General features: G+C 60.2%; 20 protein-coding genes, 1 tRNA gene and 2 pseudogenes. 19 read left to right on the forward strand and 4 right to left on the reverse strand.

Annotated features, from left to right (window positions below; translation table 11 throughout):
• Nucleotides 1–64: 64 nt before the first annotated feature.
• Both C7450_RS28930 and C7450_RS28935 read left to right on the forward strand, forming a co-directional pair.
• A tRNA-Thr gene (locus C7450_RS28930) sits at nt 65–140 on the forward strand.
• Nucleotides 141–158: 18 nt separating this feature from the next.
• A pseudogene (locus C7450_RS28935) lies at nt 159–824 on the forward strand (tyrosine-type recombinase/integrase); the annotation flags it as partial.
• Between the two features lie 150 nt (nt 825–974).
• On the opposite strand, the gene C7450_RS34350 reads toward C7450_RS28935, so the two are convergent.
• A complete protein-coding gene (locus tag C7450_RS34350) occupies nt 975–2,681 on the reverse strand; it encodes a coiled-coil domain-containing protein (RefSeq protein ID WP_210206567.1) in 1,707 nt (568 codons plus the stop codon).
• 41 nt (nt 2,682–2,722) lie between these two features.
• On the reverse strand, nt 2,723–4,324 hold the full coding sequence (locus tag C7450_RS28945; RefSeq protein WP_110377965.1) for a dsDNA nuclease domain-containing protein: 1,602 nt from the start codon (nt 4,322–4,324) through the stop codon (nt 2,723–2,725).
• Between the two features lie 41 nt (nt 4,325–4,365).
• Here C7450_RS28945 and C7450_RS34785 point away from each other — a divergent pair, with 41 nt between their 5' ends.
• The 16 genes from C7450_RS34785 to C7450_RS34790 all read left to right on the forward strand — a co-directional run bounded on the left by C7450_RS34785 (nt 4,366) and on the right by C7450_RS34790 (nt 21,488).
• Nucleotides 4,366–5,100, forward strand: a complete 735-nt coding sequence (locus C7450_RS34785) for a helix-turn-helix transcriptional regulator (RefSeq protein ID WP_245450196.1) — start codon at nt 4,366–4,368, stop codon at nt 5,098–5,100.
• 457 nt (nt 5,101–5,557) lie between these two features.
• Nucleotides 5,558–6,313 carry an SDR family NAD(P)-dependent oxidoreductase gene (locus tag C7450_RS28955; protein ID WP_110377966.1) on the forward strand — a complete coding sequence of 252 codons (756 nt, stop codon included), beginning with the start codon at nt 5,558–5,560 and terminating at the stop codon, nt 6,311–6,313.
• Nucleotides 6,310–7,074, forward strand: a complete 765-nt coding sequence (locus C7450_RS28960; protein WP_110377967.1) for an SDR family NAD(P)-dependent oxidoreductase — start codon at nt 6,310–6,312, stop codon at nt 7,072–7,074. Before C7450_RS28955 ends, C7450_RS28960 begins: the two co-directional genes overlap by 4 nt.
• 180 nt (nt 7,075–7,254) lie before the next feature.
• Nucleotides 7,255–8,211: a branched-chain amino acid ABC transporter permease gene (locus tag C7450_RS28965; protein ID WP_110377968.1), complete on the forward strand. Its 957-nt coding sequence runs from the start codon at nt 7,255–7,257 to the stop codon at nt 8,209–8,211.
• Nucleotides 8,212–8,300: 89 nt separating this feature from the next.
• Nucleotides 8,301–10,112, forward strand: coding sequence for a branched-chain amino acid ABC transporter ATP-binding protein/permease (locus C7450_RS28970; protein WP_210206568.1), 1,812 nt, complete (start codon nt 8,301–8,303; stop codon nt 10,110–10,112).
• On the forward strand, nt 10,109–10,834 hold the full coding sequence (locus tag C7450_RS28975) for an ABC transporter ATP-binding protein (protein WP_410369519.1): 726 nt from the start codon (nt 10,109–10,111) through the stop codon (nt 10,832–10,834). Before C7450_RS28970 ends, C7450_RS28975 begins: the two co-directional genes overlap by 4 nt.
• Nucleotides 10,835–10,900: 66 nt before the next feature.
• Nucleotides 10,901–12,055 carry an ABC transporter substrate-binding protein gene (locus tag C7450_RS28980; RefSeq protein ID WP_170147498.1) on the forward strand — a complete coding sequence of 385 codons (1,155 nt, stop codon included), beginning with the start codon at nt 10,901–10,903 and terminating at the stop codon, nt 12,053–12,055.
• A 69-nt stretch (nt 12,056–12,124) separates the two neighbouring features.
• The gene (locus C7450_RS28985) at nt 12,125–12,823 is read left to right on the forward strand and encodes an NIPSNAP family protein (RefSeq protein WP_110377972.1); all 699 of its coding nucleotides are present in this window, start codon (nt 12,125–12,127) and stop codon (nt 12,821–12,823) included.
• Between the two features lie 3 nt (nt 12,824–12,826).
• The gene (locus C7450_RS28990) at nt 12,827–13,804 is read left to right on the forward strand and encodes a VOC family protein (RefSeq protein ID WP_110377973.1); all 978 of its coding nucleotides are present in this window, start codon (nt 12,827–12,829) and stop codon (nt 13,802–13,804) included.
• A 3-nt stretch (nt 13,805–13,807) separates the two neighbouring features.
• Nucleotides 13,808–14,542, forward strand: coding sequence for an SDR family NAD(P)-dependent oxidoreductase (locus C7450_RS28995; protein WP_110377974.1), 735 nt, complete (start codon nt 13,808–13,810; stop codon nt 14,540–14,542).
• Between the two features lie 49 nt (nt 14,543–14,591).
• Nucleotides 14,592–15,428 carry a fumarylacetoacetate hydrolase family protein gene (locus C7450_RS29000; protein ID WP_110377975.1) on the forward strand — a complete coding sequence of 279 codons (837 nt, stop codon included), beginning with the start codon at nt 14,592–14,594 and terminating at the stop codon, nt 15,426–15,428.
• 10 nt (nt 15,429–15,438) lie between these two features.
• Nucleotides 15,439–16,182 carry a GntR family transcriptional regulator gene (locus tag C7450_RS29005; RefSeq protein ID WP_110377976.1) on the forward strand — a complete coding sequence of 248 codons (744 nt, stop codon included), beginning with the start codon at nt 15,439–15,441 and terminating at the stop codon, nt 16,180–16,182.
• Nucleotides 16,183–16,323: 141 nt separating this feature from the next.
• Nucleotides 16,324–17,901, forward strand: a complete 1,578-nt coding sequence (locus C7450_RS29010) for an FAD-dependent monooxygenase (RefSeq protein WP_245450213.1) — start codon at nt 16,324–16,326, stop codon at nt 17,899–17,901.
• Between the two features lie 187 nt (nt 17,902–18,088).
• Nucleotides 18,089–19,789 (forward strand): FAD-dependent oxidoreductase, encoded by a 1,701-nt coding sequence (locus C7450_RS29015; RefSeq protein ID WP_170147499.1) that lies wholly within the window; start codon nt 18,089–18,091, stop codon nt 19,787–19,789.
• Nucleotides 19,790–19,791: 2 nt separating this feature from the next.
• Entirely contained in the window at nt 19,792–20,085 is a 294-nt protein-coding gene (locus C7450_RS29020) for a YciI family protein (RefSeq protein ID WP_110378038.1), read from the forward strand.
• Between the two features lie 644 nt (nt 20,086–20,729).
• Nucleotides 20,730–21,488, forward strand: a complete 759-nt coding sequence (locus tag C7450_RS34790) for a helix-turn-helix transcriptional regulator (protein ID WP_245450200.1) — start codon at nt 20,730–20,732, stop codon at nt 21,486–21,488.
• Between the two features lie 677 nt (nt 21,489–22,165).
• Here C7450_RS34790 and C7450_RS29030 read toward each other — a convergent pair.
• Nucleotides 22,166–23,185 (reverse strand): IS110 family RNA-guided transposase, encoded by a 1,020-nt coding sequence (locus C7450_RS29030; protein WP_170147508.1) that lies wholly within the window; start codon nt 23,183–23,185, stop codon nt 22,166–22,168.
• A gap of 26 nt (nt 23,186–23,211) precedes the next feature.
• Here C7450_RS29030 and C7450_RS29035 point away from each other — a divergent pair.
• Nucleotides 23,212–24,177, forward strand: a pseudogene (locus C7450_RS29035) (IS481 family transposase); the annotation flags it as partial.
• Between the two features lie 351 nt (nt 24,178–24,528).
• Here the strand turns inward: C7450_RS29035 and C7450_RS29040 are convergent.
• The gene (locus tag C7450_RS29040) at nt 24,529–25,527 is read right to left on the reverse strand and encodes an asparaginase (protein WP_110377980.1); all 999 of its coding nucleotides are present in this window, start codon (nt 25,525–25,527) and stop codon (nt 24,529–24,531) included.
• Nucleotides 25,528–25,595 lie beyond the last annotated feature (68 nt).

Consider the following 25,595-nt stretch of genomic DNA (forward strand, 5'->3'; position numbering starts at 1 on the left):
GCGGGTTATTCGGTTGAGGTCGGTTTGCGTCGGCAGGCCGCGATAGGGCCTGCATGAGGGTTAGGCCGCTTTAGCTCAGTTGGTAGAGCACATCATTCGTAATGATGGGGTCGCGTGTTCGAGTCACGCAAGCGGCACCACCCTTTCATCCAGCATCGTCTGTTGCCACGGCGCGGGCCGATATTGACCCAACCTTCGCCTCGCGTGGCGCTCTGACTGCACCGCAGAGGAAATCCTGGGCCGCCTTGACCGAGCCAAAAGCCTTGCGCGGCGCTCTTGCGGGCGATCGATGGCTTCGAGGGGCAGGCCACGACGACAGCCGCGCTGAAGCTCTTGGCGCTGCTCTTTCCTCGGCCCGGTGAGTTGCGAGCGGCCCATTGGTCCGCGTTCAATCTGGACGAGGAGGTATGGATCGTTCCGGAAGCGCGGATGAAGATGCGCCGTCCCCATCGGGTGCCTTTACCCAAGCAAGCGGTTGCCATTCTCAAAGACGTGCAGCAGCTCACCGGCCATGGCACCCTTGTCTTTCCCTCGATCCGCTCGGTTCTCTGTCCCATGTCGGAAAACACATTCAATGCGGCGCTACGCCGTTTGGGCTTCACCAAGGACGAGATGACCTCGCACGGGTTCCGCGCGCTTGCCAGCTCCATGCTCAACGAGAGCAGATTCTGGCATCCCGTTGCCATCGAACGGCAGCCGGCCATGTGGAGGAAAACAGTGTGCGGCGCGCCTATGCTCGCGGTGAGCATTGGGACGAGCGGGTGAGGATGATGGCCTGGTGGGCCGACCGTGTGGATGAGCTCCGCGAGGGTAACCTGAAGTGATCGTGCCCTGATCCAGGTGCCGCTGAACGCGACTTTGGAAACCGTTTCCAAATGGTAGACTTGGGGCCGCTTGCCGACCGACCGGTTACGGGCAGATTGACGGCATTAGCTGTCAATCACTCGTCGTAATTCGGCTTAAGCCAATCTCGATCAGAAACCCAAACTTCCCTGCCCGAACATCTGATCGACGAGCGGATCTATCTCGGCCCGAGCCTCGTCGTAGCTAGACGCCTGGAGGAGAGAATCCTTGTCCACAGTCACGATCCTGTGACCATCGTACACGACGCCGTGAAGCTTCACAGTGCCGAGCACGAGCTGCGTGTCCTTTGGACGTCTCTCGATGGCGAAGCGGATCATCCGTCGCGCGTTCTCATCGTCCTGATCCTGCTGCAGCGGCGTATCGAGGATGATCGGGCACATGCACGCCGTGGAGTACTTCGCCACGGTGTGAAGGATCGCATAGTAGTATGCGAGTTGCGCCCTCGGCAGGTCGCTGCCAGTATCACGGATGGTCATGTCCACCCGGGGCGTAATCCCGGAGACGGCGTTACTCACCTTCAGCTCCTCCGCAAACTCGCGGAGACGCTCGCCGAAAAATTCCTCGATCTGCGCTCGTCGACCGTGCCGCTCGAACGAACCCATCCTTTCATTCGCCTCGTCGATCTCATGCGCCGCCTGCCCGATGGCCTCAATCAGCGCGCGGTCCTCGTCCTTGATGGTCACGTCGAGGATTCGCTCGCTCTCGTCCTCAAGCATGTCCCTGAGCTTGATGTCCCCGCGCGTCTCTTCCAGCAGGCCGTTGATCCGGCCGATTTGCATCTGGAATTCGCCGAGCCGCGCCACGGTATCCTTCGTATGGACCGATATCCGCTCGAGCTCGGCCGATGAGTCTGTGATGATGGTCCGGCACATCTCCGCATCGGCCAGCAGCCCGAACTTCGCAGCGAAGTCGTTTTCGTGCTCCGTCCCGCAGGTCGGGCAGATGACCTCACCTTCCAACTTGGTCGCGTAGCGGTAGTCCGCCTCAAGATCGGACAGCGCCGACCGCGCGACTGAAACTTCCTCGACGAGAACCGCCTTGCGGGACTGGAGAGCCGAAAGCTCGCGGCGGATCTGGGAGTGGCCCTCTTCCAGATGCGTGACCTCTTCCGTTAGCTCGGTGATGTGATCCTCGAAGACCTCTGGGCGGAAATCCAAGCCAACGGGCCGGCGCCGATCCTGAAGCCTCCGGGCCGCTCTAGCAAGGGCACGCTGCTCGGCGACCAGGTCGGCCTGTTTCCGAAGCGCCTCGTCACGAACAATCTTGGCCGCATAGAACTCCTTCGGCCGGATGCCCGTGTGGAACTCGACAATGTCCCTCTTGTAGTTGGGGATCATCTGCACACCGGCGAATGAGATCCAGCTCGACTGCCAGCCAGTGTCCTGATCGACATAGAATGGCATGAAGCTAAATGCTGGCGGTGGCACGACCACCGTCTGCTGCTTCGTTGCTAGGCGGATACCGAAATCCAGCAGTTCGGCGATCTTCGGGCCGATCTGCGCGGTCACGGCGGTGTGACACCAGAGCATCCTCGCATCGGCGTCAAAGAGCGCAATGAACTTTCCGTGCTGGACGATAGTGTAGTCATCGGCGTCGACGGAAAAGTCGAGGCGCGCGATCGGGTCGATGGAATTCCAACGCGGATTTATCTTGGTGGCCGGCGCCGCGAGCGCGCCGTAGATAGATTTGATCAGGCACGACTTGCCCGTGTCGTTTTCGCCGATGACGACGTTTGATCCGTCATCGAACTTCTCGATCCTTCCCTTCCTTTCCTTCTTTGAAAGAAGCGATAGCCTTCGTAGTTTTAAGCTTTTCATGCGTCTTCTTTCTTAGGCTTCGCACAAGTCTCTTGTAGTTCTCAAGCTGGGTCCTGCGTATATAGCTCATAGATGATCATTGCCCTCAGTCGTGCTGGTTGGAATGGCGCGAGATAGGTTCTGCCGACGCTCTCGACGGCGATGAACGTGGCGTCGATGACCTGTACCAGCGTGTCTGCATCACCGAAGCCGGTCGCGACCCGTTCGCGGATCGCACGTCGGATGCTGCGCAGGGCCTCGTCCGCCTGGTTCAGCGCTTCCGCACGGTAAACGCTCCATTCGCGCCTCAACAGGAGTTTCTCTGAGATTCCGTAGGTCAGCTGCGGATCGAGCTCCTCCCATGATGGAAGCCGGACCGCGGCCTTCACCGTGTCCAGCCATCCCTGGACGTCGGCCCGCGTGATGCCCTTCAGGCGGACAACATCGCCGAGCGTGGGCGCGTCGCCGGTGAACTTCGAGCGCTTGCGGCATTCGTCCGCGACGAGACGAAACATGGAATCGAGCGGAAAGTCGTCCGGACCGACGTGCTTAGTGACGAAGTCATGCAGCTTGCCCTTCATGTGGGCCGAGCTGTCCTGCAGGCTGAGATCCGATCGCTCGAATCCAAGAAGAGCGACCTCCGCCTCGGTCGCGTCGTCATATTCCCCCTGCACGGCCTCAATCAGCTTCGCGAAGGTGGTGGGCACGCATTTACTGAACTCGAAGGCTCGCTCCGAATGCAGTTCGCAGGGAGCGTTCGATACGAAGGTGACCGAGGCGACCCGATCGCCGAACTGCCTCACATTGTGGAACATCTTGCCGAGGATCGAAGGACCGAGCTGCTTGGGCGCGTCCTTCACGCTCGTTTCGTCGACGCCGTCGTTGGCCGCCAGCTGCGCCAGCAGATCGCCGGTGTTCCTACGCGGACGCAGGGGCTTCCGCTTCCTGAGATCCGTCAGATTCCAGGAGCCCTTCTCCTTCGTCTTGACCTGGAAGAAGCGGACTTCGCCGGGGTCCACGGGATCGTCGATGAGCGCGAGGTCGTCGTGAAATTCGAAGATGACCGCGTAATCACCTTCCGCGTCATGCCTTCTCAGAAGAAGCGCCATCCCCCAGAGGGCCTGGAAGTCGAAGCGCTCCTGCACCCGCTCTCCGGCACGCTCCCGTCTCGGAGTGCCAACAAGATCAGCCCCTAGCGACCCCATCCAGTGTTCTCGCCCCCAATCCATGGGAAACATGCGCGGAACTGAAGATTGAAGCAATGGATACATGAACGACGGGCAGCTATTGGTGTCCTTAACGAGGCGGTCGAGTGACCGGGATGGGGGCGCATAGCGGTCTATAGGATCAAGCTGCAATAGGTCACCATTCTCAGAAGGGATGTATGCTCTCCCGCGTTGGGAATGTGGCGTGAAAGGATGGCAAGGTCTCGCCTGCCTGCTAAGGTGCCACTGGGCGGGGAATAGGGGGATCACGTGGCACGGGTGTTGCGGAAGCTGCTTCGGCATCAGCCTGACGCGACTGATCGCGAAGGCCATATACAGGCGATCTTGGAGCTCAGTTTTCCGCGGATTACCGACGAACTGAGAGATCTCGTGCGTGCGCTGTCTGAAGGCGTGCTGCCTGATGATGCAATGAACGTACGCTGGCAGGCTCAGCGGCATTCTCAGACCCGCAAGAGTGGAGTGACGACGATAGGGCCGAGGTGGAGGGCGCGGTCATCGCCGTCGCCGCGCTGTATGCCACGTTGCAACCGCTCTCCATGCCTGAGCTTCGCGATCGACTGTTGCCCTGCAATCGACTAGGCGCATCGTTCGATATGGCCGCATGGCGGGAAATGCCGTTCTGGACAGTGGCGGAGGCCGCGGCCCTTTCTCTTGGCAAAGCTCCGCAGTTGCTCGACGAGGGGTCGCCGGTGGCCGATGAGGCGCTGCCAACAATACGGAGCTTCAGGGAGCAGCACGAGCGAATCCGACGGGCTGTGGCGATAGGCCTCGTTGGTCATGACGACATGGTCGTTCCGGAGAAGCTGGCCGACTGGCTGGGGGATGTAGTACTCTGGCAGGCTTTGACGGAGTCACCTCGCCCCCAAGACCTGAAAAGAGGCGACCAGAAGGCACCACGAGCTGAGAAAGGGAAAAAGCCGACTGCAGTTGCATCGCCTGCACCAACTCAGGTTGCCCCGGATGAGAAACCGACGGCCGAGAACGCCAACCAACAAACAACGCAGACGGAGATGCCACGGACTGGCTTAGTCAGATTAAAGCAGATCCTGGCGCCAACTGGCCCATTGCCCCTGAGCAAGTCCACCTTCTGGGCGAAAGTGAAGACGGGCGAGTTTCCCCAGCCGGTGCGTCTGGGAGGAACAACGGCCTGGCGCGCGGAAGAGATTTGGGAGCTCATTAACGAGCGGAACCCACCCGCGAAGACAAAACGCTGACACCAGCTTGGCAAAACCGGCTTCAAAGCCCATGCATGATCCACCAGGAATACGGCCTGTGCAGTGGGCGAGGATATCCCGCTTCAGTGTATTTCACGACAAAAAGACCACCGAAGAAAGCAAGTTTCGTTGAAAATTACATAACAAATCGAATGTCATAAGACGATTATTATAAGTATTAATTCATGCCAGAATGACGAATAGCTTTTACCGGTATTGCTCATTATCGTTAACTTGCAGAAATAGAAATTGAAGCGTTGAGATGGCCGCGGCGTTGTTATGAATTCATTATGCATCGGCTGCGACCGCGCGGCTGGCGACGGCTCCCGGGCATCTCAAGGTCGAGTGCACGGCGCGCTATCTCAACGGGACAGACGACGTTTCTCCTCCGGCGAGACAGGCTATTTACACCGCTAAAATTCTAGCATATTAATCGCCTCGTCAGCGAGGGGCAGCGATGAAAACTGTACTTATTACCGGGGCGGCCCAAGGAATCGGACGCGCCACTGCCGAGCGCTTTCTCGCTTCAGGCCATGCCTTGGTTGCGACCGATATGTCTGCAAAATTGCTGGAGGAACTGAAGTCCGTTGCGCCCGACCGCGTCGCCACTCTGGCGCAAGACATCAAGGCGGACCCGGCCCCTGACGCCGCTGTCGATCTAGCGCTCAAGACATTCGGGCGCCTTGACGTACTCGTCAACAATGCGGGCGTCGGTGAACCTCGTCCAATTCATGAATCTGACGATAGTGACATCGACCGTTTCCTCGACATCAACGTGCGAGCGCAGATCAGGTTCTGCCGCGCAGCGCTTGCGGCGATGACGTCCGGAGCGGCGATCGTCAACATTGCGTCCATCTTCGGGTTTCGCGGTAGTGCCGGCGCCGGCGTATACGCGGTATCGAAAGCGGCGATGATCGGCCTGACGCGACAGTTGGCAGCAGACCACGGGCCCGCCGGCATTCGCGTCAATGCAGTGGCGCCCGGGCTCATCCGGACCCCTTTGACTGCAGACAGGATTGACAACGACGCAGCCTTTCGGCGCCAGATGGTCGATACAACGCCATTTCCGCGCATCGGAACCCCTCAGGATATCGCCGCGGCAGTCTGCTTTCTCGCTTCGGAGGATGCCGGCTTCATCTCCGGGCATACACTTGTCGTAGACGGCGGCTGGCTGGTCGCCAACGGCCGTCGGGACGCGAGCGGCGCGCCATGACAGACCAGACCCAAAAAGCGGGCAGACTTGTCGGACGCCGCGTGGTGATCGCAGGAGGGGGCTCGGGGATCGGTCTGGCCACCGCGCGCTTGTTCGCGCGGGAAGATGCGTCCGTGATGATCTTCGATCGGGACTTAGCGGCGGCGCGCGCCGCGGCAGCTGCGTGCGGGGGCGCCGGCGTTGCCGTCGACATTGCGGACGAGAAGGCCTTGGTTGCCGCGATCGCGACAGCTGAAGAAATCCTTGGGGGTATAGACGGTCTCGTCAACACCGCGGGTGTATTCGACCCCGCAACGCTCGCAGATACAGATCTCGATTTGTGGTCCCGGATGATAGCCGTCAATCTGACAGGGACCTACCTGCTCTGCCGGCATGTCTTGCCTGCGCTTCGGCGCGAAACCGGCGGAACGATCGTAACGCTCGGTTCGGCCACCGGACTGATGCCGACGGGCCCGGGATCGGCCGCCTATGCGGCCGCGAAGGGCGGTGTGGTCGCGTTAACGCGCGCCCTGGCTGCGGAGGTGGCGCCTGCCGTTCGCGTGAACTGCGTGTGTCCCGGTATGGTCGATACGCCGATGACGACGACGGTTTTACGCGATCATGAGGGCAACACCAAGCCGACGGTCACGAACAACTACGCACTTCGCCGCGCGGCGACACCGGATGAGATCGCGGCAGCCGTCCTGTTCCTGACAAGTTCCGAGTCGTCGTTCGTCACCGGCACGACGCTCGCGGTGGACGGTGGCAGGACCTATCACTAACCGTGTTTCCGGCGATCGAAAGCTTCACGCCGATCTGCCGGCAATCCATTGTCATTCTAGAGTACTAATACCGCTGAGAATGAAAAACGGGTCTTGCCGCCTTGCGTGGCATTGCACTCATAACAAGGGGGAGGAGCGTCTCGGTGTCAGAACCAGACGCGCGCCAAGAGGGAGTTTTGGATGGATTTGCAGATTGCTGCTATCTTACTTCAGGATGGGATGGCGAACGGCGCGATCTACACGATGCTCGCCTTGGGTTTCGTGCTTGTTTTTACGACGACGCGGATCATCTTCGCTTCCTATGGCGACTTGATCGCCCTTTCGGCGCTGACCCTTCACGCCCTTCAAAACGGCCGGCTTCCTGGAACCGTTTCCCTCGTAGCCATCCTCGCAGTATTCGCCACGACGGTCGAGTGCTGGTCTCTGATGCGCGCCGGCAAGTTACGCAGGGTGCCGAGAGCGATCCTGATTTGGCTGATCATTCCGGTTCTTCCGGTGGCCGGATGCCTGCTCCTGCAAGACCACCTCTCCCATGCCGCGCAGATCGCCTTGACCGTTGCGCTGGTTATGCCGATCGCGCCCCTTCTGTACAGGCTTGTCTTTCAGCCGATTGAGCGCGCTTCGACACTGACCCTGCTGATAGTGGCGCTCGTCCTCCATTACGTCATCGCCGGCTTTGCCCTGCTGACCTTCGGCGCAGAGGGCGTGAGGACGGCAGGAGCTGTCAGCGGTTCGGTAGAACTTCTTGGCGTATCCGTTGGTCTGCAGGTCGTAGCGTTCGTTTCTGTCGCAGCACTCTTTTCGACCGGTCTTGCACTGTTCTTCAGGTTTACGATGGCTGGCAAGGCCCTACGCGCCACGGCTTACAACAGCGCGGGTGCAAGCCTGGTCGGCATCTCGACGAGAGGGTCCGCAGTGTTCGCTTTCCTGCTTGCCGGGGTGATCGCGGCGATTGTTGGAATTCTGATCGGCCCGACCATCACCATCTATTACGACTCCGGCCTCATGATCGGGCTCAAAGGCTTCGTGGGAGCCGTCCTCGGCGGCTTTGTAAGCTATCCGCTTGCGGCGCTGGGCTCCGTCATTGTCGGTCTTGTCGAAGCCTACGCCTCGTTCTTCGCAAGTTTATTTAAATAAATAATCGTATTTCTGAGTATAATTCCGATCGTGCTCCTGCGCTGGATGGGCACTCAACACCACGTTGAGGAAGAAGAGGAGCCCGCCTGATGACGATGTTTTCTACCGCTCCCATAACGCTCTCGCATGCACACCTTATGCGTACCACTCTCATTCTGGCCGGCACCGCAACGCTGCTGGCGATGCCCTTCGCGATTTCATCATTCAGCATTTCTCTGCTCAATCTGGTAGGCATTTACGCGCTGGCAGCGCTCGGGCTGACCCTCATTACGGGGTCGGGCGGAGTGACCTCCTTCGCTCAGGCAGCATTCATGGGGATCGGCGCCTACGCTTCGGCCTATATGACACTGCGGCTTGGGTTGGGCGCTTGGATCGGGCTAGGTGCCGCGCTTCTCGTCGTCGGTGCTTGCGCTGCACTCATGGGCGCGGTGACGCTCCATCTCGGCGGACATTACCTTCCGATCACGACCCTGGCGTGGGCCGTCGCCGTCTATATGGTGTTTGGCAACCTAACTGATCTTGGCGCGCATAGCGGCATCGGGGACATCGCGCCGATCTCCCTCTTCGGCCTACCCCTCGATCGGCCGGATCGCGCCTTCTATCTTGTTTGGGCCGTACTCGTTCTGGCCTTGATCGGCGCGTCCAATCTGTTGTCGTCTCGGCAGGGACGAGCGATCAGCGCCCTGAGAGGTGGTGCCGTTCTCGCGCAGAGCCTCGGTGTCAATCCCTTCCGCGTTCGCCTCCTGCTTTTCGTGCTCGCGGCTGAACTGGCTGCAATCGCGGGTTGGCTCTTCGCTCACACGCAGCGCTTCATCTCACCGTCGTCGTTCGATCTTAACGTCGGGCTCCAGATCCTCCTGATGTCCGTCTTGGGCGGAATAGGCAACGTCCTCGGCGCCGTGATCGGGAGCGCTGCTGTTACACTGGGCCGCAATGCCATTCAGGATCTATTGCCAGGCCTTGGCCTGAATGCTGGAACACTTGAGATCATCGTCTTCGGCATCGTCTTTATTTTGCTTTTGCATTACTCCCCAAGGGGGCTTTCGCCGCTCATCGAAGCGCTGCTCCCCACGCGGTCCGGCGAGACGCTGCCGACGATCGGCCAGGACGAGAGACTCGCATTCTCCCGCACAACCGACCGGGACGCTCCGGTGCTGGCGGTGCGCGGCCTGGGCAAGCGCTTCGGCGGATTGGCGGCAGTCGACGATCTGAGCTTCGAGATGCGCGCACGATCCATCACGGCGCTGATCGGACCCAACGGCGCCGGCAAGAGCACAACATTCGACCTCATCAGCGGCCTCAAGATCCCGAGTTCCGGCACCGTCCTGTTCCTCGGCGAGCCTACACGCGGCAAGCCAGCGCACACAATGATCGGCAGCGGTCTCTCGCGCACGTTCCAGCATGTGAAACTTCGCCCAAAGGTTACCCTGCTCGAAAACGTCATGATGGGTGCGCATTGGCGCATGAAGGCGGGACTCTTCGCCGGGTTGCTCCGCCTGGACCGTCGCGAGGAGCGTGAGTTTCGACGCGTGGCGATGCTGGCGCTGAAGGAAATCGGGATGGACGAGGACCCGTTGGCCTTGGCCGGCAACCTCCCGCTGGGTCCGCAGCGATTGCTGGAGATTGCAAGAGCGCTCGCATCGGATCCTGTCCTCATTATCCTTGATGAGCCGGCGGCCGGCTTGCGCTCCCAGGAAAAGCAGGCGCTCGCGAAACTCCTTCGACATCTCCGATCGGAAGGTCTGTCCATCCTGATGGTGGAGCACGACATGGAGTTCGTCATGGGACTTGCCGACGACATCGTCGTGCTCGACTTCGGTCGCCGCCTCGCACTGGGGAAGCCCGCCGAAATCCGCAACAATCCACGCGTCCAGGAAGCCTACCTCGGAGGGGCCGAGTGATGAGCCTGCTACGAACGGCTGGAATCAGCGTCAACTATGGCAAGATCTCTGCCGTCAGGAATCTGACGATCGACATGAAGCCAGGTCGCATTGTCACCATCATCGGGCCAAACGGAGCAGGAAAGAGCACATTCCTCAAAGCTCTGATGGGATTGCTCCCCTACCGCGGCAGCGCGGATTTCCTCGATCGTCCGCTGGAGCGCCAGAGCGTTCAGGACAGGGTCCGTAGTGGAATGGCGCTCGTTCCGGAGACCCGTGAGCTCTTCGGACAGATGTCTGTCTGGGACAACCTCCGCCTCGGTGCGTTCAGCCGCAAGGGCGCCAGCGCGAAGGCCTTGCGGGCCGATCTCGCCATGGTTACCGATCTCTTTCCTCGGCTTGCGGAACGCCGGCTCCAGGCTGCGGGCACGCTGTCAGGCGGAGAACGTCAAATGCTCGCACTCGGGCGGGCCCTCATGGCTCGCCCCAAGCTTCTCATGCTCGACGAGCCAAGCCTTGGACTCGCCCCGATCGTGGTGCGCGAGATTTTTCGAGTGCTCGCGAATTTGAGAGATATGAACGTCAGCATTCTTCTCGTGGAGCAGAATGCACGTGCGGCGCTTCGTATCGCCGACTACGGTTATGTGCTTGAGACAGGCGACATAACTCTATCCGGCGAAGCATCCGACCTCCAATCTGATAGCAGGATATTGAAAACTTACTTGGGTGGATCGGCAGAATAGTTGAGATGATGACGATTCAAACACTGATACGTTCTTGGAAAACAACACTTCACGGGAGGAATGGAAATGAACAGAAGACACTCTGTCCTTGTTTCGGCGACGCTGGCGATGGCGCTGGTTATGTCGGCCAATCAGGCGCATTCTGAAATCAAGATCGGCATCGCGCATTCTCTGTCCGGACCTGCAGCTTCCCAGGGAATCCCGCAGAAGCAGGCGATCGAGATGGCCATTCCCGCCGAAATTGGCGGAGAGAAGGTCCGGATCGTGGCACTGGACGATGCCACGGACCCGTCGGTGGCCGCGCGCAACGCGAAGAAGCTGATCGAGGAAGAAAAGGTCGACATCATCCTCGGACCGACGGCGACTCCCAGCGCAATCGCCATGGCGCAGATTGCCGCAGCCGCGGAGGTGCCAATCATGCCCGGCGCGCCAGTCAGCTTGCGCGACGCGCGCGACACCTGGCTCTTTAACGTACCGCCGCCGCCTTCGAAGTGGATTGTTCCTGTCGCCGCCGACATGAAGCGGCGCGGCATCAAAACAGTCGGCTTTCTCGGGTTCTCCGATGCCTGGGGCGATATCTGCCTTGCCGCCCTCAAGGAGCAAGCTGAAAAGCTGGGATTGAAAATTGTCGCGGAAGAACGCTATGCGCGAGCGGACACATCAGTAACCGGTCAGGTCCTTAAGTTGCTCGCCGCTAAACCGGATGCAATTTTCCTCGGTGTCTCGGGAACGGCTGGTGTTCTGGGCAACGTTGCTATCGTCGAACGCGGCTATACCGGCCCGATCTACAACAGTAACGGCGTTTTCAATGGCGACTTTCTGACATTGGGCGGAAAATCCCTGGAGGGCATCTATGGGACGATCGGAGCGATCGCGATCCCCGACAGCCTTTCCGACAGCGAGCCGCGCAAGGCGGTGGTGGTCGATTTCCTCCGGAAGTTCGACGAGAAGTACGGCAAAGGGAAGGCGGACGCCATCTCCGGCTTCGGGTACGATGCCGGCCTGCTCGCCTCCGCGGCGATCGAAAAGGCGCTTGCGTCCGCCAAGCCCGGCACTCCCGAATTCCGGGCGGCGATTGCTGCCGAAATCCGCAAGCTGCAGCGCATTCCGGGAACGCACAGCATCTACACCTACAACGACCCCACGTGGCCCTGGGGCGTCGGTGACGACGCGACCTTTCTGGTGAAGGTTCAGAAGGGCAAATGGGTTCTCGCCAACTGAATGCCTAACTAAGTGGCGCACCGCGGCTGCTTTCTGCGGTCGGGTGCACCGCGACTGTGGAGACGGAACATGGCCGAATCTGACGCGGATCTCTACGAACTGCGCATCTACGCAATCGCCCCCGGAAGGTTGGCCGATATGGAGGCGCGGTTCCGAAACGACATCTGTAAGTTGTTTCCACGCCACGGCATTCGTGTCATCGGGTGCTGGGGGGCACTCGCGGCTCCGAGGATGCCGACGTTCGTCTATCTGATGCGCTGGTCGGATCTGGCCGAGCGAAACGCCGCCTTCGCCAGCTTCGTCGCGGATCCGGACTGGCACGAGACGCGCGCGAGGACGAACGGCGCATCCGAGTTGGTCGAGCACTACGATATACAGTTTCTTCGCGCACTCGACAGTTCCGGTATCGACGAACCCATGGCACTTCAAAAAGAGGGTGTGTTCGAGCTCACCCTCTACGCGGCAGCCAACGGCCGAGCCGCTCAGATGCGCGAGGCGCTGCTCGAACAGGAGATACCGCGGCGCACGCGGGCGGGCGTCAGCACCGTCGCTGCTTTCGAAGCGATCACCGGTCCGCGACTGCCGAGCGTCCTCAGCCTATTGAGTTGGCCCGACACAGAGACCTGGCAGCGCGCCCAGACCGGAATTGATCTCGGACCCCTCGCGGAGGCCCAATCGGAATGCGGGACAGGGGAGCGCTACGTTCTCGGTCATGCCAATCGATTTCTGCTTAGACCTGTGGATGTGAACTGGCGTTTCGGAGGATAGCCTATGCCCGTGGTCGCTCTTGGCTATCTCGGCGTCCGCTCGGACAGACTCGAAGACTGGAGCGGCTTTGCTTCCAGGCTGCTCGGCATGCAGATCGCTGACCAGGGGGGCAAGCAATGCTCGTTCAGGATGGACGACCGCAAGCAGCGGCTCGTCGTCTCAGACGAGCCTGGTGAGACGCTCGCGTTTCTCGGCTTCGAGGTATCCACGCCAGCCGACCTCGACGCCCTTGCCGCTAGGCTCGAGGCTGCGGCGTTTGTCGTCAACCGAGGCAGTCGGAGTCTCGCAGACAGACGTTTCGTCAACGACCTCATCGTCGTTCACGACCCGGCAGGGAATCGTGTCGAGTTGTTTCACGGTGCGCATGTCGCGGATACGCCGTTCGTACCAGGCCGGCAGATCTCCGGTTTCAAGACGGGCGCGCTCGGCATGGGTCATGCCGTCCTGCAAGTTCCGTCGGTGGATTTGCTGTTGCCGTTTTACCGCGATGTGCTTGGATTCGGCGTATCTGACTACGGATTTACACCGTATCCGCTGTATTTCTTTCACCTCAATTCGCGTCACCATAGTTTTGCAATGGTGGGCACCGGACGAACCGGATTTCATCACTTCATGGTTGAATTCGGATCGCTTGACGATGTCGGCCAAGGCTACGATCTCGCAGGTCTGGAGCCGGATCGCATCGCCTACACGCTCGGGCGGCATACGAACGACTATATGACCTCGTTCTACGCGCACACGCCGTCGGGCTTCTTCGTCGAGAACGGTTGGGGCGGACGCGAGATCGACCCGGCGACCTGGGAGCCGCATGAGACTTTCGATGGGCCGAGCTTTTGGGGGCATGAACGCCTCTATATGGAGCCGGAACCTCGCGCGCGGCTCCGCGAGATGCGGCTTGAGGCGGCGCGGAGGGGCGTGCAGGCCCCCCCTCTCGTGGATTGCCCGTGGCTGTGGCGAGCGCTGGACAAGAGCGGAGTCTGAGTAATGGCAGAGCAGCGCATTGCGATCGTGACAGGAGCGGGATCGGGGATCGGCAGAGCGACGGCTATTCGTCTCGCTGCCGATGGTGACCACCTGATCATCGCGGAACGGGACTCCGAGAGCGCCGAGCGCGTGGCGAACTTGATCCAGGCCACAGGGGGGAGTGCCGAAGCTATAGCGATCGATGTCACTGATGCCAACGCTTTGGACGCGATGGCGTCCCGGCTGAAGCGGGTCGACGTGCTCGTCAACAACGCCGGCATCTTGAGCGTGAAGGCATTCGGCGACCTCCGCCCTGACGACTATCGTCGAATGTTCGACGTCAATGTCATCGCAGTTGCGGAAGTTTCCCGTCGGATCGTCGAGAGAATGCCTCGCGGGGGCGCAATCGTAAACCTGTCGTCGAGAGCGATCTTCGGCGCCGTCAACTACGCGCATTACATTGCGGCGAAGTCGGCAGTGGCCGGGTTAAACAGGGCGATGGCCCTCGAGTTCGCAGGTCGGGGCATTCGAGTGAATGCGGTGGCACCCGGAGCGATCAAGACACCGATGCTGGCGTTACGCACCGACACCGACGAGAGCGCCTTCCTCCGCCATCAACCGCTCGGCCGGATTGGACAGCCTGAAGATATCGCCGCCGCGATAGCCTTCCTCGCTTCCCCTCAGGCCGCATTCATAACCGGTCAAATGCTCCTGGTCGATGGGGGACGCTCCTTGGGCGGGCCCTACGGCCTCTGACATTCAGCACGGGGCCATCGCTCCGTCGAGAATTATAAAGGATGATCTGATGAAACTGATTAGCTTCACATATGACGGTCGAGACAGTTGGGGAGCGGTGCAGGATGACGTCGTCGTCGATCTCGGCGCCGTGTCCGCCGCTTCCTCGCAAGATCTGCGCGGCGCGATCGCTGACGGGCTCCCGAAAGCCTTGCCGAGTTCCGCTCCCCGCATTCCGCTGTCAGAGATCACCTTCGCGCCGGTGATTCCCAACCCGGACAAGATCTTCTGCGTCGGTATCAACTACGCCTCTCATATCGCCGAGACCAACCGTCCGACGCCGACTCACCCCGTTATTTTCATGCGCGTTCCGGCGTCTCAGGTGGGGCATGGCCAGCCCATCCTGCGCCCCTCCGAATCCGTCCAGTTGGATTTCGAGGGCGAACTCGCGGTCGTTATCGGCAAGCCGGTCCGCCGCGTCGCCGTCGAGCATGCATTGGACGCGGTAGCGGGGTATTCGTGCTATAATGATGGGTCGGTTCGGGATTGGCAGCGTCACTCCTCGCAGTTCGCCCCCGGGAAGAACTTCTTCCAGACAGGAGGATTTGGGCCTTGGCTTGTAACGGCGGACGAGATCGAGGACCCTGCGGCGCTGACGTTGACGACGCGATTGAACGGGACCGTTATGCAGCAGGCGCCGATCTCCGATCTGGTCTTCGGGGTAGCTCAGCTGATCTCCTATTGTTCGATCTTCACTCCGCTCGTCCCCGGTGATGTGATCGTTACCGGAACCACAGGAGGTGTCGGCCTTTTCCGTGATCCACCCGTTTTCATGAAAGCCGGGGATACCGTGGAAGTCGAGATTTCGCAGATCGGGACACTGGCCAATACCGTCGCAGACGATTAAGAGCAGGTTGATGACGACGGCAGGAAAATCCCGTAAACCGAAGCGGCTGATCGCCCGCGCTACCGCTTCGCTCCCCGAGAGAAGCTCGATCAGGCAGGTGCCACGTCGTGCCGGCTTGGCGGAGTATGTCTATGGCCACATCAAGGATCTGATCCTCGATGGCCATTTTGTTCCCGGACAGACCATACCCGTCGATCAGTTAGCGGGGCAGCTTTCCGTGAGCCGCCAACCTGTGACAGATGCGTTGAAGCGTTTGTCGCTGGAGGGGTTTCTCGTCATCTTCCCGCAGATCGGGTGCTGTGTTCGCCAGTACGAAACCGACGAGGTTGGGGACTTTTTCCGGCTGTTCGCCGAAGGGGAAGCGCTTGTCGCCGAGCTTCTCGTCGAACGGGCTAACGTCGAAGACATTGCCAATCTTGAAGTGATCTCGGCGCAGATCGGCGTTCTGCGCACGAGCATGGACGGCCCCGATGAAATCAGTCGGAAATACCGTCACCTGAACCGAAGGTTGCACTTCGAGATGCGTCGTGCAGCCAGATCCCCTTCCGTTACGGAGGTTGTCGAAACGTTGGGGGATCGGAGCGACTTCTTTATCGCAGCATCGCGCAAGCCGCTCTTCGCGGATCGCCTGCAGACGGCTCACGACGAACATGAAGCGATCATCGCAGCCGTTCGCCGGCGTGATCCTGGCAGCGCGCGCGAGATCATGAAGCAGCATATCCTAGGCATCGACCTGCGCATCCGCGGGCGTTGAGCTAGACATCTGTCGCTCAGCGACCCGTGGGGGGACGTGTGATGAAGTCCGCGGCCCTGCATATATTTTAGAATTTTAGAAACTGAGGCTGAGACAATGATCAATGTTCCGGTAGTGATAGCGGGTGCCGGGCCGGTTGGCATGACGCTCGCCCTGGACCTCGCGGGGCGCGGCGTGCGCACGCTGATCGTCGAGCGGAACGCGACGACGACGCAACATCCGAAAATGGACATCACCAACTCTCGGAGCATGGAACTGTTTCGGGCGCTCGGGGTCGCCGAGGAACTGCGAGCCGTCGCCGTTCCCCCTTCGCATCCTTTCGACGTGTCGTGGATTACTGATTTCACCGGCGTCGAGTTGCACCGGTTCCGCTATCCCTCAGTGGACGAGATCCGATGCCGCATCCGCGACACGAACGACGGTACACAGCCGCTCGAACCTCCGATGCGGGTTTCGCAGGTGGTCATCGAGCCGGCGCTGCGAGCCGCCCTGGAGCGTGAACCTCTCGTGGACCTGAGTTTTTCGACAAGTTTTCATGGTTTCGAGGCCGGCGAAGAGGAGGTGACGGTCTATCTCGACGACCTCAAATCCGGCGCGAGGGAAGCCGTAACCTGCCAGTATCTCGTTGGCTGCGATGGCGGAGGAAGCCAGGTCAGGCAAATCCTCGATATCGAATTAGAGGGGCAGGCGCGCGTCATGGACCGCTTCATGACGCATTTTCGGTCTCCCGAGAAAGCTCTCTTGCAACGCTGGGGCATCGCTTGGCACTACCAGTCCGCCTTCGGCACACTCATCGCGCAGAATGATGAAGACATTTGGACGCTCCACTCTCGCTTTCCCCATGGCGATTCCAGCGAAATAGATCCAAAAATTCTGCTCCGTCGATTTATAGGGCGGGATATCGCTGCGGATGTAATCGTCGCCAACAGATGGACGCCCCATCTCCTTGTCGCAAGACACTACGGACAAGGACGCGTCTTCCTCGCAGGCGACGCCGCCCACCAGTATATTCCGACTGGCGGATACGGCATGAATACAGGAATTGGGGACGCCACGAATCTCGGCTGGAAACTGGCGGCGGTCATAAAGGGCTTTGCCGGCTCTGCCCTGCTGGACAGCTACGAAGCCGAGCGTCGGCCTATCGGAATCCGCAACTGCAAGGCTGCGAGCGACAACAATGAGATCCGCAGGACCATCGGCGCGCTGTACACGGGTCAGCTGTATGCCGACGGCGTGGAAGGCGACAGCGCACGGGGGCAGGCGGCCGCCGAGATCGCAAGGCTTGGCAACCTCGAGAACGAGGCCTGGGGAATCGAGCACGGATTCGTCTATGCGGAATCCCCCGTGGTGATGGCGGAATCCGGAGCGCGATTCACTCTCGATCCGGCGGTGTACGAGCCGACGACGCTTCCAGGCGCCCGGTTGCCGAGCACGTTCCTGCCTGACGGGTCTGCGTTGTTCGACCGCTTGGGCAACTGGTTCACCTTGCTCAACTTCGGGTCGTCATCCGACGTTGACTATTTCATTGAAGCAGCACGGGATCGGCAATTAGAGCTGACGATTCTGACAATAAACGCTTCAGACCTCAACGCGATCTATGAGGCCAATCTCATCCTTGTTCGGCCCGACCAGCATGTCGCATGGCGGGGCAACGGCGTGTCGGATAGCCGCTTCGCCGGTGCGATTCTGGATCGCGTCCTTGGACGCTCACAAAACTGAATGGAATTCCCCGACCGGATGCTGCCTGAGCCAATGATTGTCCTGTGCACCAACACCAGCCGAGCTTGTCCGCAGTCGCTGGCGTCCGAACCAAACCGCATCTGACTGCAGGGTCAGGTGCATCAGCATGAGGCCGACACCGTGGCGCTCAAAGATGGGCGTCGATGGTGGAAACCGGGGGTCTGCGTTGGAAACTGAGGTTGATGTCGTCGTACTCGGCTCGGGTGCCGCAGGACTTGCGGCGGCCGTCGTGGCGGCAAAATCGGGCGCGAAAGTTCTGCTTCTGGAAAAAGCCGACGTCTTCGGCGGCAGTACGGCAATTTCAGGTGGCGTGGTTTGGATACCGTGCAATGCGCTGATGTCTGGGGTGGGGATATCCGACAGCAAAGAGCAAGCCAGGGCCTATCTCGGGAAGGTCCTCGGCAACAAGATTCGCTGGGATCTTGTTGACGCGTTCCTCGATAACGGGCCCGATATGGTCGATTTTATGCACGCTCACACCGAACTTCGCCTCATTCCGCGCGAGCATGCGCCCGACTACTACCCCGATATTGAGGGCGCCTCGACAGGCGGCCGGTCGCTTGACCCTCAAATCTACGACGGGCGAAAGCTCGGAAAATGGTTCGCGAAGCTGAAGAGACCAATTCCGCAATTCATGGTCTTCGGCGGCATGATGGTAGGCCGGAAAGAGATCGACCAACTTCTCGGAACATTCGATTCGCCGAAGAACTTTTTGGCAACGGCAAGACTGTTGGCTCTCTACGCACGTGAGCGTGTATCCTATGGGCGAGGCGCGCGCCTCCTTCAGGGAAACTCGCTGGCAGCACAGCTGCTGAAATCCGCAATCGATGCCGGAGTGGAACTTTGGTCCGACTGCCGCATCGACCAAATCGAGCTGGTCGAAGGCCGAGCTGGCCGCGTGACACTGAACAGGCAAGGACAGGCACAGAGTGTTCGAGCACGCAGCGGGATTGTTCTCGCCGGTGGGGGCGCGGCTGCAGATGCGGCTGGCATGCGCGCGCATCTGTCTTGGCCCGATCATCACTTCTCGATGGCGCCGCAGACTAACACCGGAGAGTTGCAGAAGCTCGCCGTGGCACTCGGCGCGTCGATCGATGATGCTGTCGTGGACCCTGTCAATTACGCACCGGTTTCAGTCTTTCGCGAAGGATCCCGCGAAATCCGCTTTCCCCATCTGTTCCTTGACCGCGCGAAGCCTGGCCTCATCGCCGTCAACGCACGGGGGCGACGGTTTGTCGATGAGGCGACATCTTACCACAACTTCGTCCGGGCCATGATCGCCCAGCCCGACGGCGCGGCGGTGCCCGCTTGGCTCGTATGCGACGCCGCATTCCTCAGACAATACGGCATGGGGCTGGTTCGCCCGGGCATAGGGTCGCGAAAGCGCTACCTGGCAGCGGGCTACTTGCGCAAAGGCGCCACAATTGCAGAACTTGCCCGCTCGATAGGTGTACCGGAAGAGGCGCTCACCGAAGAGATTTCCAGGCACAATCGCTTTGCTGCCGCGGGGCACGATCCGGATCATGGCAAGGGTGGCAACGCCTACGACCTGCACCAGGGAGATCCGCGGCATTCGCCCAATCCCTGCCTCGGGCCGATCAACCGCGCACCCTTCTACGCGGTCGCGGTGTATCCCGGTGACATCGGCTCTACGCGCGGCCTGATCACGGACGACCAGGGAAGGGTGCTCGACAGGGAACGCCGACCGATCCGCGGCCTCTATGCCTGCGGCAATGAGATGAACTCTCCCATGGCCGGGACTTACCCGGGCGCAGGCATTACGCTCGGTCCTGCCCTGACATTTGGCTACATCGTCGGGCGCTCGCTCGGCCTCCAGACGCGTTCTCGCGAAACCCCCAAGGAGTGATCATGCCCTATTTGATCGTCACGCAGGATCGCGCTGACGGAAAACCCATCCGGGACGCTCATCGGGCCGCGCATTACGCCTATCTGCAGGCGAACCAAGGGCGGCTCATCGCGTCAGGCGGCCTTCAGGACGAGAACGGCCAGTACGTCGGCGGCGCAATCATCCTCGACGCCGAAACTCTCGCTGACGCGCAAGCGTTTGCGGACGGAGATCCCTTTTCGCAAGCTGGCCTCTTCGATAAGGTCACCATTGTTCGATGGGTCAAGGCATTCTTCAATGGAAGGCAGGCCTCGTGACACAGCGCCCCGCGCGTATGCCGGCTTGGTTGGAGCAAGACCAGCGCCGCTATGCGTTATCAACAGCTAGGATCGTCTCAGCACGCTCGCGCGCCTGCCGCCCAATCGGGCGCGACGCGGACGTGCTCGATGGTGCGCCGGTAATAGGTTAAGGCAATCTGCAACATCCCACGAGGTATCTGCGCGATCGAGGGAGATGAGAACTCGCGGTTGAGACCGTCCCTCGAGTTGTTGGTCATGCAATAGCCTCATCGATCTCCAGATTTCGCATCGACGCCAGCTTCTGCCTCCATCAGCGTATATCGCCATCGTCCTCGCGCGCGCGGCGCTCCCAAGAAGGCTGTGCGCTCAGACTCGACCCGGGCTCCGCTGGTGCTGACGCCACAACCTCGGAAACACCCTCGCCCTCGATATCGTCATAGTGGCCAGTACGACGGTCGGTCGTGTCGAGCCGGCTTGCGAGATTGAAGACGAGCGCGATATGCCCGGGCTTGGATCAGGAAGCACATCTCCAATGCCAAAAGGAACCTCACTCGAGGCAGCCTACTCCCAGAACGCTCTAGGATCAGCCGAACGAAGTTCCTCGGCAACAGGCCGCCGATCCCGCTAAATCCCTAACGGAGCACCAGCCTCACTGCGGTGACTTGACCGACGACGAGAGGGCGGAGGTGGAGGGCGCGGTCATCGCCGCCGCTGCGCTCTATACCACGTTACAGCCACTCTCCATGTCTGAGCTTCGTGATCGATTGTTGCCCTGCAATCGACTAGGCGCATCGCTCGATATGGCCGCATGGCGGGAAATGCCGTTCTGGACAGTGGCGGAGGCTGCGGCCTTATCGCTTGGCAAAAATCCACATTTACTTGACGAGGGGTCGCCGGTGGCCGATGAGGCGCTGCCAACAATAAGGAGCTTCAGGGAGCAGCACGAGCGGATCCGACGGGCTGTGGCTATAGGCCTCGTTGGCCATGACGGCATGGTCATCCCGCAGAAATTGGCCGATTGGCTGGGAGATGCCGCACTCCGGGAGGCTTTAACGGAGCCACCTAGCCCGCAAGACCGGAAACGTGAGGAACAGAGGGTACCGCGCCCTGAGAAAGGGAAAAAGCCCACCGCAGTTGCATCACCCGCACCAACTCAAGTTGCCCCGGATGAGAAACCGACGGCAGAGAATGCGAATCAACAAACAAAGCAGGCGGAGATGCCACGGAGTGGCTTGGTCAGGTTGAAGCAGATTCTGGCGCCAGGTGGCCCATTGCCCCTGAGCAAGTCCACCTTCTGGGCGAAAGTGAAGACGGGTGAGTTTCCCCAGCCGGTGCGTCTGGGAGGAACAACGGCCTGGCGCGCGGAAGAGATCTGGGAACTCATCAACAAGCGGAATCCGCCCACGAAGACAAAACGCTGACACCCGCTTGGCAAAACCGGCTTCAAAGCCCCATGCATGGTACTGTGCCGCCAAGAATAGGGCTGCGCAATGGGCGAAGAGATCCCGCTTCAGTGTATTTCACGTAAAAAGCACTATTGCGTGGGGCAGAGGTTATTGATTGGAAATGCGCTGCGAAGTCATTTCAACGATTCGTCCATCTGTAATGTGTCATTTGTCGTCACATCTTATCAAACGTCTTAGGCGCACATTCATGACGTTAATCGTCGCGCGATCAAATATAACGGCTCGCCCAGCCAGCATCTCCTCTAGGTGTTTAAATCCCGGGTTTTGATGGTGAAAGCTATTCGCAGGGCTGGAAGGATGCACTATGGGCCAGGTTCACCATGGCAGCGCCACGACGACAGAGGCGATCCGCCGAGCGATTCAGCATAGCCATGTCTGGACGACACCCGCTGATCAAGGATTTCTTCTCGGTGATGTGCTTCTCGTGGGTGCGGTCATGTCTTCGGCCTGTTGACGCGGAGGTCTCCGCTGGCCCTGATGGTGTCCGCTGATCCTTGTCCTGATCAAGAGAGCGAGCTCAGAGGCTCTGACTATGCTTCAGGCTATCGGATCGGTCCTCGTTCACTCACATCACGTCGTGGTCACCCTCGATGATGGTGCGCGGGTTCAGCGCGGGACGATACTGCCGTGTCCTACGCGTTCACGCCGGCATAACGCGTCCCGCCGCGTAAGATGGCGAAGACGATGCGTGCCAGCTTGTTGGCGATCGCCACGGCGACAAGCTTGAAGGGCTTCGTCTCCATCAGATGGCTCGCCCATGTTCGCAACGCATCCTTGTGCACCTTGCGATGGTAAAGCACCGCGTGAGCCCCGACCACGAGTAGCTTGCGAAGGTATCGGTTGCCCATCTTGGATACCCGGCCCAACCGTTCCCGGCCGCCCGATGAGTTCTGCCGTGGCGTCAGGCCGAGGAAGGCTGCAAACTCACGCGGACCGGAGAAGACGGAGATATCCTGCACGCTCGCCGCAATCGCAGAAGCGGTGACAGGGCCGATACCGGGGATACTCATCAGGCGACGGGCGGTCGCGTCGGTCTTCGCAATCGCCTGGATGGTCCTGTCGCTCTCGGCGATCTCCTCGTCGAGAAGGTGCAATTGACGCACCAGTGGCATGAGCGCCGTTCGCACGCCGGCCGGGATCATGTCGTGGCTGTCCATGACATGAGCAGCCAAGCTACGGGCGTTGTTTGGCCCTTGCGCGGTGATGATCCCGATCTCGGTAAGATGGCCGCGAAGGGCATTGAGCAATTGCGTGCGCTGCGCCACCAGAAGTTCACGCACTTTGTGATGCATGAGCACCGCCTGGTTCTCGACCGAGCGAACGGGCACGAAGCGCATCGAGGGACGTGTCACTGCCTCACAGATGGCAGCCGCGTCGGCGGCATCGTTCTTCTGGCGTCGGACGTAAGGCTTCACGTAGGCTGGCGGCATCAGTCGCACATCATGCCCAAGCCTGATCAGCTCGCGCGCCCAATGATGGGCCGAGCCACAGGCCTCCAGCCCGACAAGGCAACCGGGCAGCTTCTCGAAGAACGCCAGCAGGTCCTTCCGTCTAACGGACTTGCTCGCAAGGACGCGGCCTGCGGCATCGACCGCGTGAACCTGAAAGACGTGCTTGGCCAGATCGAGACCGACAGCCGCGACGGCGGACATATCAACCGTACCGTTGCCCATGAATGATGCTCCCTCGCTCAAGTGCACGACGATATTCTGACACACCATCCTTCCGGGACGAGCCGCGCGGGTGTCGTCCACGCCATCAAGAGAGCCTGAGGCACCTCGCCAAGCACTATGGGATCAACCCGAACGCGGTCGCGAAGTGGAAGAAGCGGAGTTCGGTTTCCGATCTTCCGACCGGGCCCAAGGAGCCGAAGTCGTCGGTTCTGTCGGCTGAACAGGAAGCTATCATCGTCGCCTTCCGGCGGCACGCCTTGCTGCCGCTGGATGACTGCCTCTATGCGCTTCAGGCCACGATCCCAACCGTGATGCGCTCATCCCTGCATCGCTGCCTGCAGCGTCATGGCATCGCTCGCCTGCCGGATGTCGAGGGTGACAAGCCGGCGAAGAAGAAGTTCAAGAGCTACCCCATCGGCTTCTTCCACATCGACATTGCCGAGGTTCAAGCCGCCGAGGGCAAGCTCCATCTGTTCGTCGCCATCGACCGGACCAGCAAATTTGCCTTGTGCAACTGGTCGACAGCGGCAGCAGGGTGACGGCCTCGAGCTTTCTCGTCGCTCTGATCGCTGCCGTTACCTACAAGATCCACACGATCCTGACCGATAACGGCATCCAGTTCCGCTTTCCGCCGCGCTACGCCAACGGCCCTACAGCCCGCTACACCACGCATATGTTTGCCATGCGCTGCCGGGAGAACGGGATCGAGCATCGCTTCGCCAAAATCAATCATCCGTGGACCAACGGGCAGGTCGAGCGAGTGAACCGAACCATCAAGGAGGCCACCGTCAAGCGCTATCACTACGACAGCCACGACCAGCTCGAACGCCACCTTCAGGAGTTCGTCTCAGCCTACAATTTTGGCCGACGCCTGAAGAGCCTCACCCCCCTGCGAGTTCATCTGCAAACGCTGGACTTCAGAGTCAGAGCGATTCACGCTCAATCCAATCCATCAAATGCCGGGACTGAACACCTCGCGGTTTGGAGAATGTCCACACACCGATCGGGGAGGGGGACGCGATGCTCGCGGCCGGCCTTCATGCGTGCCTTCGGAACGACCCACACCGCCTGATCGGCATCGATCTCATCCCATCGGCATCCAAGACCTCACTGGTCCGAGTGGCTGTCAGGATCAAAAGCTCGAACGCGAGCCTGGCCGACAGGCTGCTATCGGTGGCGTACATGGCGTGGATGAACGCTGGTACTTTGTCATAGGGCGGCGCCGCGTTTCGCTCTTCCCTACTAACATGCCGCGCAGCTGATACTCTCACCAAATCTAACACCTTAGTTGGTATTTCTGTTGGTAGTTGCACGATAAATCATCAGAATTCGTCGAATATGTCCTGAAAGCTGCGGACGTCGTTTGCGTGGACCAACGCGAGTTGCAGCAGGATACGCGCCTTCCAAGGCGTTAGGTCGTTAGCCGCAATGAACCCTTGTTTGCTTAGAGCACGATATGCCGTGACTTTGCCGTTTGCACGCGCCGACAAAACAACAGGTATACCATTGGCTGCAGCTTTACAAAGCACACCATGCAGACCGGGCCCCGGCCGTCCAGCCCCGAAACCCACACATACGAGGCCGTGGGCGCCAAGTTGAAGCGCGGCTTCGGCAAGCGCTCCATCGCCGCCGTAACAGGCCGCAAGAATTTCGACGCGCGGCCAATCGGCCACGGAGAAGGAGGTAATATGGAAGGGTGTATCCAACGTATGCAGCTTGAGCCCGCGCCGGAAATACACAACGGAACCATTGGGGAGAAGTTCACCCAAGGGACCGGATTGCGGTGAATGAAATGCTTCCAGTGCCTGCGTGTGGCCCTTGGTTACGTCACGCGCGGCATGAATCTGGCCATTCATCACGACGGTGACGCCATGCGCGTGACTGGCGGGATCGAGCGCCACTCGCACCGCGTCGACGAGATTCATGGCGCCGTCGCTGCCCATTCCCGACGCGGGGCGCATCGCCGCCGTCAACACCACCGGGCTGGCGGTCTTCAGCGTCAGCGACAGGAAATAGGCATTCTCTTCGACATAGTTGGACCCTTGGGTGACAACCACCCCTTCCGCGCCAGCGTCCACTGCCGACGAGATCGCCGCATGCAGCGCCACCCAGTCGGATATCGAAAAAGTCGAGACGCCGAAACGTGGCATCTCGACAAGCATGATATCCGCCAGTTCCTGGAGTTCAGGAACGGAGGCGAGTAGTTCCAGCGGGGTAAGCCACCTCTGGTGGCGGGCATATTCGAAGAGATCGAGTCGTCCTTCGCCCAGCGTGTCGATCGTTCCACCAGTGACAACGAGGGCGATCCTCGGCTTGCTCATCGATCTCTCCGTTAACCTGACTGGAATTGATGAGCAGCCTCGACCGCAGTTCTGGTTCGATCGATCGC

The sequence above is a fragment of the Chelatococcus asaccharovorans genome (assembly GCF_003201475.1).
GTDB lineage: Bacteria > Pseudomonadota > Alphaproteobacteria > Rhizobiales > Beijerinckiaceae > Chelatococcus > Chelatococcus asaccharovorans.

What these genes read in the sequence shown, in the direction of transcription:
- C7450_RS28965 (WP_110377968.1), top strand. Translation starts at nt 7,255, where the DNA reads ATGGATTTGCAGATTGCTGCTATCTTACTTCAGGATGGGATGGCGAAC.
- C7450_RS29030 (WP_170147508.1), bottom strand. Translation starts at nt 23,185, where the DNA reads ATGTCCGCCGTCGCGGCTGTCGGTCTCGATCTGGCCAAGCACGTCTTT.
- C7450_RS29020 (WP_110378038.1), top strand. Translation starts at nt 19,792, where the DNA reads ATGCCCTATTTGATCGTCACGCAGGATCGCGCTGACGGAAAACCCATC.
- C7450_RS28990 (WP_110377973.1), top strand. Translation starts at nt 12,827, where the DNA reads ATGCCCGTGGTCGCTCTTGGCTATCTCGGCGTCCGCTCGGACAGACTC.
- C7450_RS29010 (WP_245450213.1), top strand. Translation starts at nt 16,324, where the DNA reads ATGACGCTCGCCCTGGACCTCGCGGGGCGCGGCGTGCGCACGCTGATC.
- C7450_RS29040 (WP_110377980.1), bottom strand. Translation starts at nt 25,527, where the DNA reads ATGAGCAAGCCGAGGATCGCCCTCGTTGTCACTGGTGGAACGATCGAC.
- C7450_RS34350 (WP_210206567.1), bottom strand. Translation starts at nt 2,681, where the DNA reads ATGAAAAGCTTAAAACTACGAAGGCTATCGCTTCTTTCAAAGAAGGAA.
- C7450_RS28970 (WP_210206568.1), top strand. Translation starts at nt 8,301, where the DNA reads ATGACGATGTTTTCTACCGCTCCCATAACGCTCTCGCATGCACACCTT.
- C7450_RS28995 (WP_110377974.1), top strand. Translation starts at nt 13,808, where the DNA reads ATGGCAGAGCAGCGCATTGCGATCGTGACAGGAGCGGGATCGGGGATC.
- C7450_RS29000 (WP_110377975.1), top strand. Translation starts at nt 14,592, where the DNA reads ATGAAACTGATTAGCTTCACATATGACGGTCGAGACAGTTGGGGAGCG.
- C7450_RS28960 (WP_110377967.1), top strand. Translation starts at nt 6,310, where the DNA reads ATGACAGACCAGACCCAAAAAGCGGGCAGACTTGTCGGACGCCGCGTG.
- C7450_RS28955 (WP_110377966.1), top strand. Translation starts at nt 5,558, where the DNA reads ATGAAAACTGTACTTATTACCGGGGCGGCCCAAGGAATCGGACGCGCC.
- C7450_RS29005 (WP_110377976.1), top strand. Translation starts at nt 15,439, where the DNA reads ATGACGACGGCAGGAAAATCCCGTAAACCGAAGCGGCTGATCGCCCGC.
- C7450_RS28985 (WP_110377972.1), top strand. Translation starts at nt 12,125, where the DNA reads ATGGCCGAATCTGACGCGGATCTCTACGAACTGCGCATCTACGCAATC.
- C7450_RS28980 (WP_170147498.1), top strand. Translation starts at nt 10,901, where the DNA reads ATGAACAGAAGACACTCTGTCCTTGTTTCGGCGACGCTGGCGATGGCG.
- C7450_RS28945 (WP_110377965.1), bottom strand. Translation starts at nt 4,324, where the DNA reads ATGCCGCTGAGCCTGCCAGCGTACGTTCATTGCATCATCAGGCAGCAC.